This is a genomic window from uncultured Roseobacter sp. (assembly GCF_947495275.1).
Lineage (GTDB): Bacteria > Pseudomonadota > Alphaproteobacteria > Rhodobacterales > Rhodobacteraceae > Roseobacter.
Genome location: NZ_CANLYL010000021.1, coordinates 1 through 14,235 on the forward strand (window position 1 = coordinate 1; position 14,235 = coordinate 14,235).

General features: G+C 54.8%; 17 protein-coding genes and 1 pseudogene. 11 read left to right on the forward strand and 7 right to left on the reverse strand.

Going from position 1 to position 14,235, the window contains the following annotated elements; all coding sequences use genetic code 11:
- Nucleotides 1-67: 67 nt before the first annotated feature.
- Nucleotides 68-160: pseudogene (locus Q0802_RS22875) on the forward strand (taurine transporter subunit); the annotation flags it as partial.
- A gap of 385 nt (nt 161-545) precedes the next feature.
- Here the strand turns inward: Q0802_RS22875 and Q0802_RS22880 are convergent.
- Nucleotides 546-1,160 (reverse strand): TetR/AcrR family transcriptional regulator, encoded by a 615-nt coding sequence (locus Q0802_RS22880; protein ID WP_298922240.1) that lies wholly within the window; start codon nt 1,158-1,160, stop codon nt 546-548.
- A 70-nt stretch (nt 1,161-1,230) separates the two neighbouring features.
- Here Q0802_RS22880 and Q0802_RS22885 point away from each other — a divergent pair, with 70 nt between their 5' ends.
- The 3 genes from Q0802_RS22885 to Q0802_RS22895 all read left to right on the forward strand — a co-directional run bounded on the left by Q0802_RS22885 (nt 1,231) and on the right by Q0802_RS22895 (nt 2,757).
- The gene (locus Q0802_RS22885) at nt 1,231-1,770 is read left to right on the forward strand and encodes a peroxiredoxin-like family protein (protein WP_298922241.1); all 540 of its coding nucleotides are present in this window, start codon (nt 1,231-1,233) and stop codon (nt 1,768-1,770) included.
- An 87-nt stretch (nt 1,771-1,857) separates the two neighbouring features.
- The gene (locus Q0802_RS22890; RefSeq protein ID WP_298922242.1) at nt 1,858-2,253 is read left to right on the forward strand and encodes a nuclear transport factor 2 family protein; all 396 of its coding nucleotides are present in this window, start codon (nt 1,858-1,860) and stop codon (nt 2,251-2,253) included.
- Between the two features lie 54 nt (nt 2,254-2,307).
- Nucleotides 2,308-2,757: a hypothetical protein gene (locus tag Q0802_RS22895; RefSeq protein WP_298922243.1), complete on the forward strand. Its 450-nt coding sequence runs from the start codon at nt 2,308-2,310 to the stop codon at nt 2,755-2,757.
- Nucleotides 2,758-2,957: 200 nt separating this feature from the next.
- On the opposite strand, the gene Q0802_RS22900 is transcribed toward Q0802_RS22895, so the two are convergent.
- Together Q0802_RS22900 and Q0802_RS22905 are read right to left on the reverse strand one after the other, a co-directional pair.
- The gene (locus Q0802_RS22900; protein WP_298922244.1) at nt 2,958-3,557 is read right to left on the reverse strand and encodes a dihydroxyacetone kinase subunit L; all 600 of its coding nucleotides are present in this window, start codon (nt 3,555-3,557) and stop codon (nt 2,958-2,960) included.
- 2 nt (nt 3,558-3,559) lie between these two features.
- Nucleotides 3,560-4,555 (reverse strand): dihydroxyacetone kinase subunit DhaK, encoded by a 996-nt coding sequence (locus tag Q0802_RS22905; RefSeq protein ID WP_298922245.1) that lies wholly within the window; start codon nt 4,553-4,555, stop codon nt 3,560-3,562.
- A gap of 173 nt (nt 4,556-4,728) precedes the next feature.
- Here Q0802_RS22905 and Q0802_RS22910 point away from each other — a divergent pair, with 173 nt between their 5' ends.
- The 3 genes from Q0802_RS22910 (at nt 4,729) to Q0802_RS22920 (ending at nt 7,320) form a co-directional block, all read left to right on the forward strand.
- A complete protein-coding gene (locus tag Q0802_RS22910) occupies nt 4,729-5,493 on the forward strand; it encodes an IclR family transcriptional regulator (RefSeq protein WP_298922246.1) in 765 nt (254 codons plus the stop codon).
- Nucleotides 5,494-5,638: 145 nt separating this feature from the next.
- Nucleotides 5,639-6,946, forward strand: a complete 1,308-nt coding sequence (locus Q0802_RS22915) for an FAD-binding oxidoreductase (protein ID WP_298922247.1) — start codon at nt 5,639-5,641, stop codon at nt 6,944-6,946.
- Nucleotides 6,947-6,960: 14 nt separating this feature from the next.
- The gene (locus tag Q0802_RS22920; RefSeq protein WP_298922248.1) at nt 6,961-7,320 is read left to right on the forward strand and encodes a cupin domain-containing protein; all 360 of its coding nucleotides are present in this window, start codon (nt 6,961-6,963) and stop codon (nt 7,318-7,320) included.
- A gap of 192 nt (nt 7,321-7,512) precedes the next feature.
- Here Q0802_RS22920 and Q0802_RS22925 read toward each other — a convergent pair whose 3' ends face one another.
- Complete coding sequence (locus Q0802_RS22925) at nt 7,513-8,307, reverse strand: phytanoyl-CoA dioxygenase family protein (RefSeq protein WP_298922249.1); 795 nt, start codon at nt 8,305-8,307, stop codon at nt 7,513-7,515.
- Nucleotides 8,308-8,392: 85 nt separating this feature from the next.
- Here Q0802_RS22925 and Q0802_RS22930 point away from each other — a divergent pair, with 85 nt between their 5' ends.
- The 4 genes from Q0802_RS22930 to Q0802_RS22945 all read left to right on the forward strand — a co-directional run bounded on the left by Q0802_RS22930 (nt 8,393) and on the right by Q0802_RS22945 (nt 11,029).
- Entirely contained in the window at nt 8,393-9,268 is an 876-nt protein-coding gene (locus tag Q0802_RS22930; RefSeq protein WP_298922251.1) for a LysR family transcriptional regulator, read from the forward strand.
- A gap of 321 nt (nt 9,269-9,589) precedes the next feature.
- Nucleotides 9,590-9,784 (forward strand): hypothetical protein, encoded by a 195-nt coding sequence (locus Q0802_RS22935; RefSeq protein WP_298922252.1) that lies wholly within the window; start codon nt 9,590-9,592, stop codon nt 9,782-9,784.
- A 12-nt stretch (nt 9,785-9,796) separates the two neighbouring features.
- Nucleotides 9,797-10,519 carry a haloacid dehalogenase type II gene (locus Q0802_RS22940; RefSeq protein ID WP_298922253.1) on the forward strand — a complete coding sequence of 241 codons (723 nt, stop codon included), beginning with the start codon at nt 9,797-9,799 and terminating at the stop codon, nt 10,517-10,519.
- Between the two features lie 18 nt (nt 10,520-10,537).
- On the forward strand, nt 10,538-11,029 hold the full coding sequence (locus Q0802_RS22945; RefSeq protein WP_298922254.1) for an Lrp/AsnC family transcriptional regulator: 492 nt from the start codon (nt 10,538-10,540) through the stop codon (nt 11,027-11,029).
- 94 nt (nt 11,030-11,123) lie between these two features.
- On the opposite strand, the gene Q0802_RS22950 is transcribed toward Q0802_RS22945, so the two are convergent.
- The 3 genes from Q0802_RS22950 to Q0802_RS22960 all read right to left on the reverse strand — a co-directional run bounded on the left by Q0802_RS22950 (nt 11,124) and on the right by Q0802_RS22960 (nt 14,140).
- Nucleotides 11,124-11,687: a TRAP transporter small permease gene (locus Q0802_RS22950; protein WP_298922255.1), complete on the reverse strand. Its 564-nt coding sequence runs from the start codon at nt 11,685-11,687 to the stop codon at nt 11,124-11,126.
- A gap of 19 nt (nt 11,688-11,706) precedes the next feature.
- Nucleotides 11,707-12,996 (reverse strand): TRAP transporter large permease, encoded by a 1,290-nt coding sequence (locus Q0802_RS22955; RefSeq protein ID WP_298922256.1) that lies wholly within the window; start codon nt 12,994-12,996, stop codon nt 11,707-11,709.
- A 103-nt stretch (nt 12,997-13,099) separates the two neighbouring features.
- Nucleotides 13,100-14,140 (reverse strand): TRAP transporter substrate-binding protein, encoded by a 1,041-nt coding sequence (locus Q0802_RS22960; RefSeq protein ID WP_298922257.1) that lies wholly within the window; start codon nt 14,138-14,140, stop codon nt 13,100-13,102.
- Nucleotides 14,141-14,235 lie beyond the last annotated feature (95 nt).

The following is a 14,235-nucleotide window of genomic DNA, read 5'->3' on the forward strand; positions in this document are numbered from 1 at the left end:
AGCGCGAAGAGATCCTGAACATGATCTGGGACATGGAAGAAGAAATTATGGGCGGTAAGGAGGACGCGGCATGATCCTCATCGGTGTCATCGGCTTCGGCATCGACATGCTGATGCGATGGGCCGAACGCATCCTGGTGCCGTGGAAGGGTAAAGGCTGATCCGGGCTTTGCCCGGCGAGGGTGCCAGTGGCACGCTCGAAGCCTTTACCGGCGATCAAAAACACGTACCGACACACGGAAAAAGGCCCTCCCCAGGGGGCTCTCTTCCAACCCCGCCAGCACGAACCAGACGCACCGGGGCCAAAAAGCAACTTCAAAACGACAGACAGATCAAATTATGTTCAGCTTTGGTCAATATGCTTGCGTAATCCTGTACCTTGAATGTCTGCTCGATCATCTAAAAACAGCGTACCCCCAAGGCTCTGAAACGGAACCCAAAAATGATCGGTGCTTCTGCTCAAAAATCGCAGTTTCAAATGTTTCTGCGGAGCTATTCCTGATCAGCTGACAAACTTGTGGTTCTCTGAATTTCCGTTTTATGAGTTTAAGCGATTGAGCTCATAACCGCAGCGACATTCTTGTCGATATCCTTGGACAGTTGTCTATCACTGAGCCCTGCGCGCGCGCGGAACACCAGCCCCTGCCGTAGATCAAAGAGAAGTTTTGCGCGATCCGACGAGGGGAAATCTGACGGCAGAGTGCCACGTGCCTTTTCCAGATCAAACCGTGCTGTAATGCGAATGTCTGTCGCTTCGATCGCATCGCGCAGCATTTCGGCTGTGCCTTCCACATGACCGGCGCTTGTTGCGACGCAGGATGCAAGGAAACAGCCGCGCGCACCGCTTTCATGATGCGTCGAATAGTTAATTGCCGCCTCGAAAAAAGCCCGTACGGCCAAGCCAATGTCAGGCTCGCTTTCCAGAGCGACGAGCGGTGCACAGGCGTCATTGTTAGCATAGCGGTCAATCGCTTCGAGATAGAGAGCATGCTTATCGCCGAATTCCGCATAGAGGCTAGGGCTGTTGATCCCCATCGCATCGGTCAGGAGCTTCATTGAAGCCCCTTCGTATCCTTGCTTCCAGAAGACGCTGATTGCCCCGAGCAAAGCCTGATCACGGTCAAATTTTTTGGGTCTTCCGACCTTTTTTGTGTCGTTCATTACAAAACCATTGACTTATCTATTGACCTGCATTTTATAATGATCATCACAAAATATCAAGGACACGAAAATGATCTCACAAAAACTCATCGCAGGCTCGGCGTTTCCCGGTATCGCGGTCCCGCAACTGGGCGGTGGTGATCTAACGCTCGGGGCACCGCAGGCCGGGCGGGACTGGCAATTGGTGGCAGTCTATCGCGGCAAGCATTGCCCTATGTGCACAGCTTATCTGCAAGAGCTGAATACGCAGTTGCCTGATTTCCACGCGTTGGGCGTGGACGTCGTCGCCGTATCAGCAGACACCGAAGTCAAGGCCACCGATCAAATGGCACTTGTCGGGCCGAACTTTCCCGTCGCCTATGACCTGAGCATAGAGCAGATGCGCGCACTTGGACTTTACGTCTCCAACCCGCGCTCGCCTCAGGAGACCGATAGGCACTTTGCCGAACCCGGTATCTTTGTCGTGAATTCCGAAGGTGCTGTGCAGATCGTCGACATTTCCAACGCCCCCTTTGCGCGGCCCGACTTGAAAACGTTGCTGGGCGGTCTGCGCTTTATCCGTGATCCCGGTAACAACTATCCCATTCGAGGTACCCATGTTGCGGCCTAAAACAGCATTCGTCGCCAGTTCTATCATGGCGTTTCCGCCGATCGCGATGCAGGCCGTGACCGATCGTTGCAACCGAAAGAAATCAAGATGACCCAGACAGACAAACAGATTAGGGAAGTCCGGAACGCTATTGATGATCTGATCCAGACTGCGACGACCTATGATGTAGACACGTTGGACCGCATTTATCACAACAACCTGCATGTCGTCATGATCGACACCGATCACAATCTGAACACCGCCAATAAAGACACGTTCAAGGGTCTCTTCGCCGCCAAACGCGACGCGGGTGATCCGCCAATGAACACCTGGGCCAAGTATCACAGCATAGATGTGAGGGGCGACACTGCCCATGTGCTCCTGTCTCGCAAAAACGACCTCTCGGGCGTGGACATGGATCTGACCTTGAGCATCGATTTGGTGCATGACGACGGCCGCTGGCAGGTCAAGCGCGAGGTAATCTTTTTGCGCCCCGCAGCCTGACGCTCTCCCGCAATATGCTCTCAAACATAAATATTGACCTGAAAGGACAACGCAATGCGCTTGCACGCCTCCCTGATAGGCTTGGCCCTCGCCACGCTAGCGGCCCTGCCTGCCATGACCATGGATACAGAAGCCCAACAAGCCTTCACGGCCTACAATGACCGTTTCAACGAGATCGCGGAAAGCTACGACCTCGAGGCCTTCCTGGCGCTCTATAATGAGGCGCCGCTCTGGATCGCGCCAGCCGAGCGGCCTGTGGAAGGGCTTGACGTTCCAGCTGGCACTTTCGGCTTCATTGTTAAGAACGAGGGGGAATTCTCGCACAGCTTCGATCATTTGTTCCTGTCCGATGACAGAACACAGGCAGTGATGATCGGAGACTATGATCTAAACGTTGAACGGGCGGACGTCGCCGCAACCGGTACCTACCTCTTTGTTCTCGAAAAGAATGGCGACGGCTGGGAGATCGTGGTCGACATGTACAACCAGCATCAGGCGGAGTGAAACCACTTGCCCTCTGGTGGTGCCGTGCCCTCTCGCCCGCATCATCTATTGCCCTATCGAGGCATGCGCGCGATCACGCCTGAGCAGATCTCTCGTCAGATCGGTCCATTCTTGAACGGCGCAGGGCTTCATTGCTCGCTACCTGCAGCGCGCCGCTGGTTCGCCTTTCCTTGGGCGTAAATCCAGCCGTGGCGCATTTGCTAAAGGCACTCCAGCAAACGTAAAAGAGCCATCATGCCGGGGTCATCCATGCCAATCGATTTATCGGCATAGACCCGCGCGCGGCCAATCTTGTTTGGTTTGTTTCGGAACTCTTCGACGGTCTGAATGGTCGCTTTGATTGCCGCAGTGCGCAATCTGTCGGGATCATCGATATCTGTGACGGCGGCAATGATAGCATCCATCACATCCAGCATCGTCTTGTCGCCAAGATTTGCGCCCCCGCGTGCGATCATCGCGTCCTGGGCTGCCTGAAGCGGCGTGCCGATGTCCGACCAGGCAATTGCGCGTTGTCCCTTTGCGTTCTTGCCCGCAGCCATGAGCGCGGTGGCAAGCAGCGTGCCGAAACTGGAGCCGGACACGGCCGTCACGGATTTTGCCATGGCAAATAGCGCCATGCCGGTATCTTCAGGCAGATCGTCCTTTATGCCGTTAAGGTTGTTGAAACCGTTCACGAGAGTAACGCCCAGATCGCCATCCCCGAGCTTCCCATCCAGCGAGTTCATTTCGTCGCCGATGGGCGTTATTTTGCTGTGGATTTTCTCGATTGCCAGTTTCAGCGTTTCGGTAGTGAGCGCCATGTTCAGTTCCTCCAGAAAGGGCAGGCAGCATGCGCCTTGAGCAGCGTTTCCAGGTCGTCGTCCAGATGCAGGATGCTGATGGAGGCGCCCGCCATTTCCATCGAGGTGGCAAAATTCCCGACCCTGTGAAACGCGATCACCGCGCCAGCAGTTTCAAAGCGTTGCTTTGCCCGGCGGAAGAGAAGGTAGAGCTCCTCTATCGGGGTGGCCCCAAGCCCGTTGATCAGCACCGCAATCCGCGCGCCGTTTTTGACGGGCTTGTCGGCCAGCAACATGTCGATCATCTCATCAGCGACCTCATCCACCGGGCGGAGCCGGCCCCGGCGCACTCCCGGCTCACCATGGATGCCCATGCCGATTTCCATTTCGTCATCTGCGATGTCGAAGGTTGGCTTGCCAGCTTGTGGTACCGTGCAGGAAGAAAGCGCAACACCGATGGAGCGTACGTTGTCTGCTGCGGACTGGGCGGCGGCGGCGACCTCTTCAAGGGAACGACCCGCCGCAGCGGCAGCACCGGCAATCTTGGTCACAAAGACAAACCCTGCCACGCCGCGGCGTTTCTCCGCTTCTTCGGGGCCTGCGGCGGCGACGTCGTCGGAAACGATGACTTTTGTTGCGGTGATATCATCCATCTCGGCCATTTCGCACGCCATGTCGAAGTTCATGCGGTCTCCGCCGTAGTTTCCAACAACGCAAAGCACACCTTTTCCCTGATCAGCGAACTGGATGGCTTCAAGCATCGGGTTCATATCGGGAGATGCGAAAACATCACCGACAGCACACGCGTCAAGCAAGCCATCGCCGATATAGCCGGCAAAAACCGGAAGGTGGCCAAAACCGCCGCCCGAAATCACGCCAACCTTGCCTGCTATCGCTGTCGGGCGTCTCAGCATCCGGCGGGTTGCGCCGTCTATCTTGTAGGTTTCAGGGTGAGCAGCGGTCATGCCCTGCAACACTTCATCGACATAGTTCTCGGGTTTGTTGATCAGTTTTTTCATCAGGTGGTTCCTCCCTTACGCAATTGATCGGTAGAACAGGTGTTTCACAATGCAGAATATAAGTTTCTTATTGCGGAATATTTCTGTTGATGCCGAGTGTCAACAATCATGTTGCCGAGCGTGGTTATTCGAGGTCTGATGCAAAGGGGAACAGAAAGTACGGGAAAGCTGATATGGTGCGTGAAGTTCAAAGCTCCATCGTGGAAAAGAGTGTCGCGGTCATCGATCTGCTGGCGCATACCAAGGGACGTTTGACACAGACCGAAATTGCGCTGGCCACTGGGTTCAACAAAAGCTCCACCCACCGCATTCTTTCAATTCTCTTGGGGCAGGATCTTGTCCAATATGACGAAAGGGATCGAACTTATTCCACGGGACCACGATTGTTGAACTGGGCGCACGCGGCCTGGGAAAAGATGGATTTGAGCCTGATCGAGGATCAGGACCTGATCGAATTGTCTGAAGAAACCAACACGAATGTGGCGCTGTCTGTTCGCACTGAACATACAGTCACATTCGTCCGCACCCGTATCCCGCACCCTTACCGGTTGGCTGTCAAAACGGGCGGTCAGTCGGAGCTTCACAATACAGCGGCAGGCAAGGTCTTTTTGGCTCATATGACCGAGGAGGAGCTTGATAGCTACTTTGCTGTCGCCGAATTGGAAAAATTCACCGAAACTACGCTCACCACGCGCGCGGCGTTGGAAAAGGATATGAAAAACATTCGAAAGAACGGGTACGCAGTTTCTGATAGGGAGGAGTTCTATCAGGTGGCGGGTATCGCCGCGCCCATTTTGGATTATGACCAACGCATTCTTGCAACGATCAGTCTTTGGGTCCCGTTGCGTAATGCCACTTTCGCCGATCTGTTGAAGCAAACGCCTTTGCTTCTGGCCAAAACAGAAGCCATTTCGGCGCGTTTTGGTCAGATGGTCTGAGGCAAGCCAGCAGCCGCAATCCTGTTGGCAAGAACTTCTAGACATCACCGAGAATAACCTTGGCAAAGAAAGCGTTGTCATGCAATGTAAAACTAATGTGTTGCATTGCGATACGATAGTGTCGTGAAATAACCGAGGTAAGTTTGTGATCAAGCAAGAAGTTCACTGGGATCGAACAGCACCACCTGCTCCCGAGTGCGGCGTTCTTGAGGGGGGCGACAATGCGGATGTGCTGGTTGTCGGCGCAGGTCTGACCGGACTTCGAACCGTAATTTCGCTGGCAGAGGCAGGCACGGACACCATTGTCATTGATGCGCAGAAAATCGGTTTTGGTTCGTCTGGACGCAGCGGCGGCCAGTGCAACCCGATCTGGCGTGCGACGCCGGATGAGTTGCGCAAGAAATACGGTGTAGGGCAGGGCGACCGCCTGATCCAGACGACGCTCACGGCCGCTGATGATCTCTTTGACGATATTCGCCGTTACGGCATCGATTGTGAAGCAGAACAGAATGGCTGGATCCAGGCCGCACACACCCGCAACGCCAAGCGTGGGCTGGAACGGTTACACAAGGCCTGGTCTGCGGAAGGCGCCGAAATAAGTGTTCTTTCAAAAGAGCAAACCCAAAAGGGTGTCGGGTCCGGCGCCTACGGTTTTGCACTACACCATGCCAAAGGCGGGTTTGTGCAACCGCTTGGCTTGACCCGGGGTTTTGCCAGGACCGCTCGGGCTGCGGGCGCGCGCCTGTTTGAGAGAACACCGGCAATCGGTATCGAGAGAAATGGCAAAAGCTGGAGGGTCAAGACGCCGGGTGGAGAGATCACCGCCGATACCGTTATCCTGACAACAAATGCCTACACGGATGATCTGTGGCCAAAGATGCGTCAAACCCTTTTGCCAATGTACAGTATTGCATTGGCTACCGCGCCGCTGAGCGCAGAACAACAAGCCAGTGTTTTGCCCGGCAGGAAAACCATCGCAGACACCAGGCTGGCCATATATTTTGCGCGCTACGATGCGGATAACCGGTTAATTTTCGGATGCGTTGGTAGCAGCGACAATGTTGGCACATTGGGTGGGCACGGGCGCTTGAAAAGAGGTCTCAAAGCGGTGTTCCCACAACTCGATGGCATTGAAATCGAATGTACGTGGGCGGGGCGCATTGGCGTCACACAAGACATGATGCCCAGGATGCATCAACCTGCTCCAGGCGTTATCGCCGGACTGGGGTTTAGCGGCAGAGGCATTGCCATGACCTCCGTGATGGGGCGCAGTCTTGCGCGCAAGGTTCTGGGTGGCAGCAACAACGACCTTTCTTTTCCGGTCACCTCGGTGACGCCTATTCCGTTCCATTCTCTATCTCGCCTGGCGGTCCCGCTCATGGCGCCTGCGATGTCAGCCAAGGACGAGGCCAGCATGATCTGGGATCGCGCCACACGATCCGGACAGTCTTAGAAAAGGGATTCAGCATGCAATTTGTGAACTTCGCGGAACTCGACACAAAACCCTTCAAAAAAGAATTTGCCGAGGACATTCTGGAAGGCGCACCCGAACAGAATGTATGGAGCTATTTTGTTGGCGCGGACGGTACGTTCAAATCCGGGATGTGGGACAGCACAGCCGGTGTTTTTCGCGGCCCGATGAACGACCAGATCGAGTTTTGCCATATTCTTGAAGGCGAAGCGCGGATCGAAACTGCTGACGGTGCATCAAGAACTGTCAAAGCAGGGGATGCCTTTGTCATGGACAACGGTTTGCAACCCGTTTGGCATGTCAAAAGCTATGTCCGTAAGCATTATGTTATTTTGGCAGTTGAGCCGAAAGCGTAGTGCACTGAGGGAGTGCTTTTGATCATGGCTCTGCCGGGCACCTGCCGACCTAGAGTTTCCTGGCGGGAACCAATCCTTTTTTGCCCTCTCTGTCAGCTGGCCAAAGTATGGAGACGCAGCGTGCTCGACGAGCGACCGGTCTGAGGAGCCGCCAAAGCGGCAAGGGGTACCGCAATTTGAGCCCGCAGATTTTCAGCGTTGATAGATCACCGGGAACCAGTCATCGCGCAGAGGTTGGCCGGGTGTCATATTGTGACCTGGGAACGGCGGCGAGGTCGGGCCGGGTCGTTCAACGTATCGCGCATCATCCCCAACCAGTCGCAAAGAAAATGCGCGCCGCCGAGAGGTGGAAGTGTTGCCCCGCGCGCCATGCAGCGTCGCATAGTTGAACGCGACCGCATCACCCGGCTGCATTTCCCACTCCCTGATCTCCATCCCTTCGGCATCCGGGTCCGGCACGGGCATGTAGTCATCCTCGTTCGGGAAAAAGCTGGTCTCGGCCAACCACCTTGTTGGTAGCACGGGTTTCTCCCAGGCATGGCTGCCAGCAACGCAGCGCAGGCTGGCAGAGGTTACCTGATCCACCGGTGACCAGAAGCTTACGTTCTGGACGCCATCGACAAAGTAATATGGCCCGTCCTGATGCCAGGGCGTAGGCTTGGACGTTCCGGGTTCCTTGACCAGAACATGATCGTGGAAAACCTGAACGCGCTGTGATTTCATCAGATCGGCGGCAACTTCCGCGACCGGCGACTGGCGGATCACCTCCTCGAATTCTGAAAAGCGGGTCCAGTTGCAATAGTCGTCAAAGAACCGACCGCTTTCTCCGTCTTTGAGGTTTTCGGCCGCGTATGGTCCAGGTGTCGCCATGTTGCGTTCAATCCCGGCGCGGATCGTTTCCACATGATCTGCGAACAGGCCCTTGATCAGGACAACTCCATCACGTTGAAACGTATCGACATGCTCTTGAGTGATAAGTGCGTGCATTGCTGCGCCCCTCTGCGATTTCATCCAGAGTATCACTTCCATAAAATAGTTTCTAATAATGGATATTCATATTATTAGTAGCTTGATGCTATATAATACACTTCGGCAATATGAATACATCGTTGCAGTGGCGGACACAGGCAGCTTGACAGGGGCAGCGTCCCTTTTGAACGTCTCCCAGCCTTCGCTTTCGGTTGCGATCACCCGGGTGGAGGCGCAGTTGGGGCAACCTGTTTTCCTGCGTCGCAAAGGGTCATCGGTCAACATCACGCCCTATGGCCATGGAGTTATCGAGGGCGCCCGCGCGCTTCTGCAACAGGCTGAAGAGATCGAGCGGGGACCAGCGAAAGCGCCTCCTTTCGTGATCGGGTTTTTCGAGGATATTGCGCCTTGGTATCTGGCGCCTGCATTGGAAAGAATGCATTTTCAATTTCCGACGATGCGCTTCAAGGCGCGCGAGGGGCGGTTTTCTGATCTTGCCGATGATCTCTCCGAAGGGCGGGTGAATCTCGCAATTTCCTATGATGTTGGTTTTGAAGGAAGGTTTGACCGCCGTGTCGTTCAGACCATCGCTCCGGTCGCGTTCCTGTCCAGGGATCACCCACTTGCCCGCCGGTCGAGCCTGGAACTGGCAGAGCTGGCCACACATCCCGTCCTCCTGTTTGACGAGGATCTGTCCGAGCATTTCGTCCGGGGCCTCTTTGACAAACTGCGCCTCAGTCCGACCATCAAGCAACGTGTCCGATCGTTGGAACTGATGCGATCTCTTGCAGCACATGGTGCGGGCGTCGGTATCAGCTATGCCCGACCGCCCGGTGACGTCAGCTATGACGGCAAGCCAATAGTTACGGTGCCGATATCCACGGCGGAGGCTGCGGCGGATATCTCTTTGATTTGGTCTGAGCTGCGCAACCCTGAGCCACGCTTTTCCGAAGTTTTGGACGCGTTGTCCCAACTGTGAGGCGGGAAAGCTGGGTCATTTGGGTCGCTTGCTAGATAAGGGCGTGGTGGCCATTCACTAACCTCACCAAACCAAGCGCGTTCGGTTATCATGCGAAGCCGTCACGCGCGCGACGCTGACAAAAACCACAGGCACGGGCATGGCAGGTACCCCTATGAAATGCTGCGCTACTGAACTTCTTGAGAAGAATCTACTTTAGCCCTTTACAATACAGATGGATAGCAGCAGCATTTTATGCTGCCAGCTTGAGCTTATTTGGTCTTTCGTGCTGAAAACGATCCAAAGCCGCAGTTTTCATTTGAGGAAATCAGGTAGAGTTGGATGTATATCTGGAAGGAAGCAATGCCGATGTCGTCACGCTCGCATATTGAAAACAATACCGCCCACTGCATTCGCCCGGTGATCGCGCAGAACTGGCCCGACACTATGGAAAGCGTCATCTGCGTTTCTGAGTTTGAAATCAACCTGTCGATCACCCGCCGCCGTGCGACATCGAACACATGTTCCGTAGAGTAAAAGGACAGCCTGATGAAACTGAGCGACTACAAAGCCCTGACGTTCGACGTCTACGGGACACTGATTGACTGGGAAACCGGAATGATCACCGGTCTAAAGCCGCTGACCGACCGGGTGGGCCGCGCGTTGTCGCGCGACGATATTCTTGAGGCACATGCCTATTACGAAAGCACGACACAACGTTATACGCCTGCAAAAAAATATTATGAATTGTTGCCCGTGGTGTATCGCCGCCTGGCAGAGGAATGGGGCGTTGAGGTCACTTGGGAAGAATGTGATGCCTATGGCAAGTCTGCGCGCCACTGGCCCGCCTTCGATGATACGATCGAAGCACTGACCTACCTCAAGAAGCACTTTAAGCTGATTGTTTTGACGAACACAGACAACCTGACGTTCTCAGGCGCGAACCGCCGTTTGGGTGTGTTCTTTGATGGTGTCTATACCGCCGAAGACGTCGGCAGCTACAAGCCGTTTGATCGCAATTTTGACTACATGCTTGAGATGTTAGAGCGTCAAGGCATCGAAAAGGGTGACATCCTGCATACAGCTGAAAGCATGTTCCACGATCATGCGCCCGCTAACAAACATGGGCTTACCAACTGCTGGATATATCGTCGCCACGACAAAAAGGGGTTTGGCGCCACGATGAATCCTGGTGACATGCCGAGCTATGACTTCCAATTCAATAGCATGATCGACATGGTCAAAGCGCATCAGGCCGAATTGGGCGGCTAGGGCACGAGGGGAGGGCAGATGACGGGTTCGCCAAAGCTTGACCGGATCGACATCAATATCCTGTCCACTCTTCAGGAACAGGGCAATATTACCAATGTTGCTCTGGCCGATGCCGTCGGCTTGTCGCCCAGCCCCTGCCTCCAGCGTGTCAAACGGCTTGAAAAAGCGGGATATGTGGAAGGTTATCGTGCCGTCATCAATCTCAAGAAACTCGCTGAACATGTGGTCGTGTTCACCGAAATCACCCTCTCGGATCATCGCCGCAAAGACTTCATGAAATTTGAGATCGAGATTCGCAAACACCCAAATGTCATGGAGTGCCACCTTTTGAGTGGCGGCTACGACTATCTGGTGAAATTCGTTGCACGCGGCGTTTCGCAGTACCAGGAAATCATGGAAGATCTGCTCGACCGCAACCTCGGGATCGACAAGTATTTTTCATATGTCGCGATCAAACCGGTCGTTAGCCGGCATAGTGTTCCGATACGTGACCTTGTGGAGCGGGGTTGAAGAGTAGCTGTCAAAATCTAATGCGTGGCGTCTGTCGGTAATGCGGCATGGCTCTGTCGATAAGTGAAATGATTGCCAGCCGCACCGCGCGTCGCTACTCGCTCAGCTCGAGATCTTTTGCCTGCCTGTATGTACCGGCAATAAACCGCAAACTGTCCTCAGCAATCGAGGCAAGGGCGGCAACGCAGACCAGAAGGCCAGAGATGGGAACGATGGCGACCGCATATTTCTTGGGCATGTAGTTTGGTTTGAAAACGATACCGTTTTCTTCCCAGGCAAAGTGCCACATTTCCCAATACTTGCCGCCCATGGTTGCCACGGCCTCAATTCCCCAGATGATCATCACAAGCCCAAGACAGAATATGACCGCCGTCCAGAACTGCTGAATGAAAAAGGCGACTTTCAAAGGGAGCCAGTTGTAGATCAGATCGAGCGCGATGTGATCTTTGTCGCGCACGGTGAGCGCCAGGGCAAAAAACACCAGCCAGATGTTGCTCAGCACCGTCAGCAGGTCGCCCCAAATCGGTGGGTTTTTGAAAACGTAGCGCATCACGACCGAGTAGATCGTGAAGGCCACCATCATCAATAGCAACGTGGCGCAGAAGGCCGTCAGGGTTTTCTTGACGGCGCTGTCGATGAACTTGATTGTTGCAATCATTCCAAATCCCTCCGATCCGTTATCCGGCAAAGCCCAGAACGCGCGGCAAGTACATGGTGATGTCCGGTATGACGATCAGCACGAACAGCAATACGAATAATGCCGCCAGATAGGGCAGCATAGCGATGGCGACTTTCTCGAGCCGGACTTCGGCAATTGCGCCTGCGGTAAAGAAAGCGACACCCACAGGCGGGGTGACCGATCCGATCAAAAAGCCAACAACGACGACAAGGGCGGCCTGCACATCCGCGTATCCGGCTTGAACCATGACATCCACAAGAACCGGGCCTACAACAATGATGTTGGCCGCTGAATCCATAACCATCCCGAGAAGACAGATGAACAGCACAAGCACAAGCGCAAAGATCAGCGGATTGTAGGTGTAGCCGAGCAACCATTCCTCAAGCTGCCCGATGGCGCCAAGCGATGTCAGAAGCCAACTGAAAGGGCCGGAGGCGGCGATGATGATGAACACCATGGCAGAATTGCGAAACGCCCGCACAAAGGCGCTTTTGCAGTTCCCCCAGGTGATTGTGCGGTAGATGAAAAGACCAACAAACAGCGCGATTGTAGCTGTCAGTGCTCCGGCCTCGACAACGCCCGCGATACCGAAAACAACTGAACCCACCAGCACAATGGGGATCAGTAGGGCGAAAGATGATTTATAGCCGGCAACCGCGATGCCCGTTAGGCTGAAGGGCTCATCGCTGCGTTCGAAATTGTTGCGCCGGGCAATGATGTAATTGATCACCATCAAGAGCGCGCCGATCATGAGGCCGGGGATGATCCCGCCTGCGAAGAGCGCGCCAACGGAGATGCCGCCAGCGTTGGCCAGAACAATCATCATGATCGACGGCGGGATGATCCCGCCGATGGTCGAACTGACAGCGGTGATGGCGGCTGCGAATTCAGGCGGGTATCCTGCCTTCTTCATACCCGGGACCAGTAACGAGCCGACCGTTGCCGTATCCGCAACAACCGATCCGTTCATACCGGCAAAAAACATGCTGACCAGGACATTCGCCTGAGCCATGCTGCCGCGCATCCGCCCGATGATCCGTTGACTGAGATCGACCAGACGGTCGGTTATCGTCGCCGAGGTCATCAGTTCGCCGGTCAGCATAAAGAAGGGAATAGCCGTCAGAGGTACGGAATCGATGGCGCTGAACATCTGGCTTGGGATCAGGATCATTGGCGCGGCATCGGTGATCAGGATGTACACAACCGGGATCAGGATCATGGTGAAACCAACCGGCGCGCCCAGCATAATCAGCACGACCAGTATGATCAGTAGCGCAACGCTTTCCATTCAGAATGCCCCCGGTGAGCTTTGTCGTTTTTTTGTATTTCGTCATGCACAGGCGCGGAACATCATTCCGCGCCTGCGTTGGTCAACCAATGGCCTGCGTCTCTTATAGCGCGCCGGCGTCCTCAAGCTGAGCAATGAAACCGGCCATGCCCTGTTCTTCCAGGACGCGGCGTGCTGTCGCCGGATCATAGGTGCCTTTTGCGTTCAGCCAGGCGTCAATTGCGCCCGCGCGCCATTGGGCGAGTTCGTCTTCGGTGGGCACATACCATTCCTTGGCGGTCTTCTTGATCTCGGTTTCACCGGCCTCGACCCAGGCGCGATCCAGATCCTGTACTTTCTGACCAAAGGCCTTTGCTGCAGTGTGAAGCCATTCCTTTTCTTCGTCACTCAGCGCATCGTATTGACGTTTGTCGATCGACAGTTGATTGCCGGACCATGATCCGCCGATTTCGGTGAAATAGGGCGCGACCTCATGTAGCTTGGCCACGTGTTGCCAAGGCGTTGCAACGTATTGTCCCGAGACGACGCCAGTTTGCAGACCCTGATAGAGCTGAGCCCAGTCATAAGGTACCGGAACGGCGCCCCAGTTCTTGACCAGAGTGTATTCAATCGGGCTTTTGGTGACGCGCCATTTGATGCCTTCCATATCGGTCGGTACATGGACCGGACCATGGGCGTTGCCCAACTGGCGAAATCCGCCGCTGGAATACACGGTCAGGCAGACATGTCCGGCTTCCTCCGCTGCTACCTGGCATTGCTTTTCGGCCAGCCATTCCGAGGAGATCCGATCGGCATCTTCGATGCTTTTGAAGATGTAGGGCAGATCAAAGATCGCCAGAGCTGTTCCGAAATTGCCGAAATTTGCGGTCGAGCTGGTCCAGAGAGCCAACAGCCCCTGATTGGCTTGCTCCCCGCAGGATTGTTCACTGCACAGCGATTTGCGGTAATGCGGCTCGATCTTGAGCTTACCGCCCGAGACCTCTTCGAGTGTCGGGATCAACGCCTGGTCAATGGCGTCACCGATTGGCATCCCGAGAAACCCAACCGTTCCCAGCTTGAGAACTTTTTCGGCGGCAGCGGTTTGCGCCGACAAGGCCAGAGCGCTTGCGACGCAAAATGCTTTTCCCATCGTCAATAGATTCATCTTCTCCACTCCCATCGTTGTATCTTGATTGGCAACATCTTTCACCGCGGGTCGGGGCAAAGAAAGTGACAGATGGTTTGAAAGAAGGGGACAGT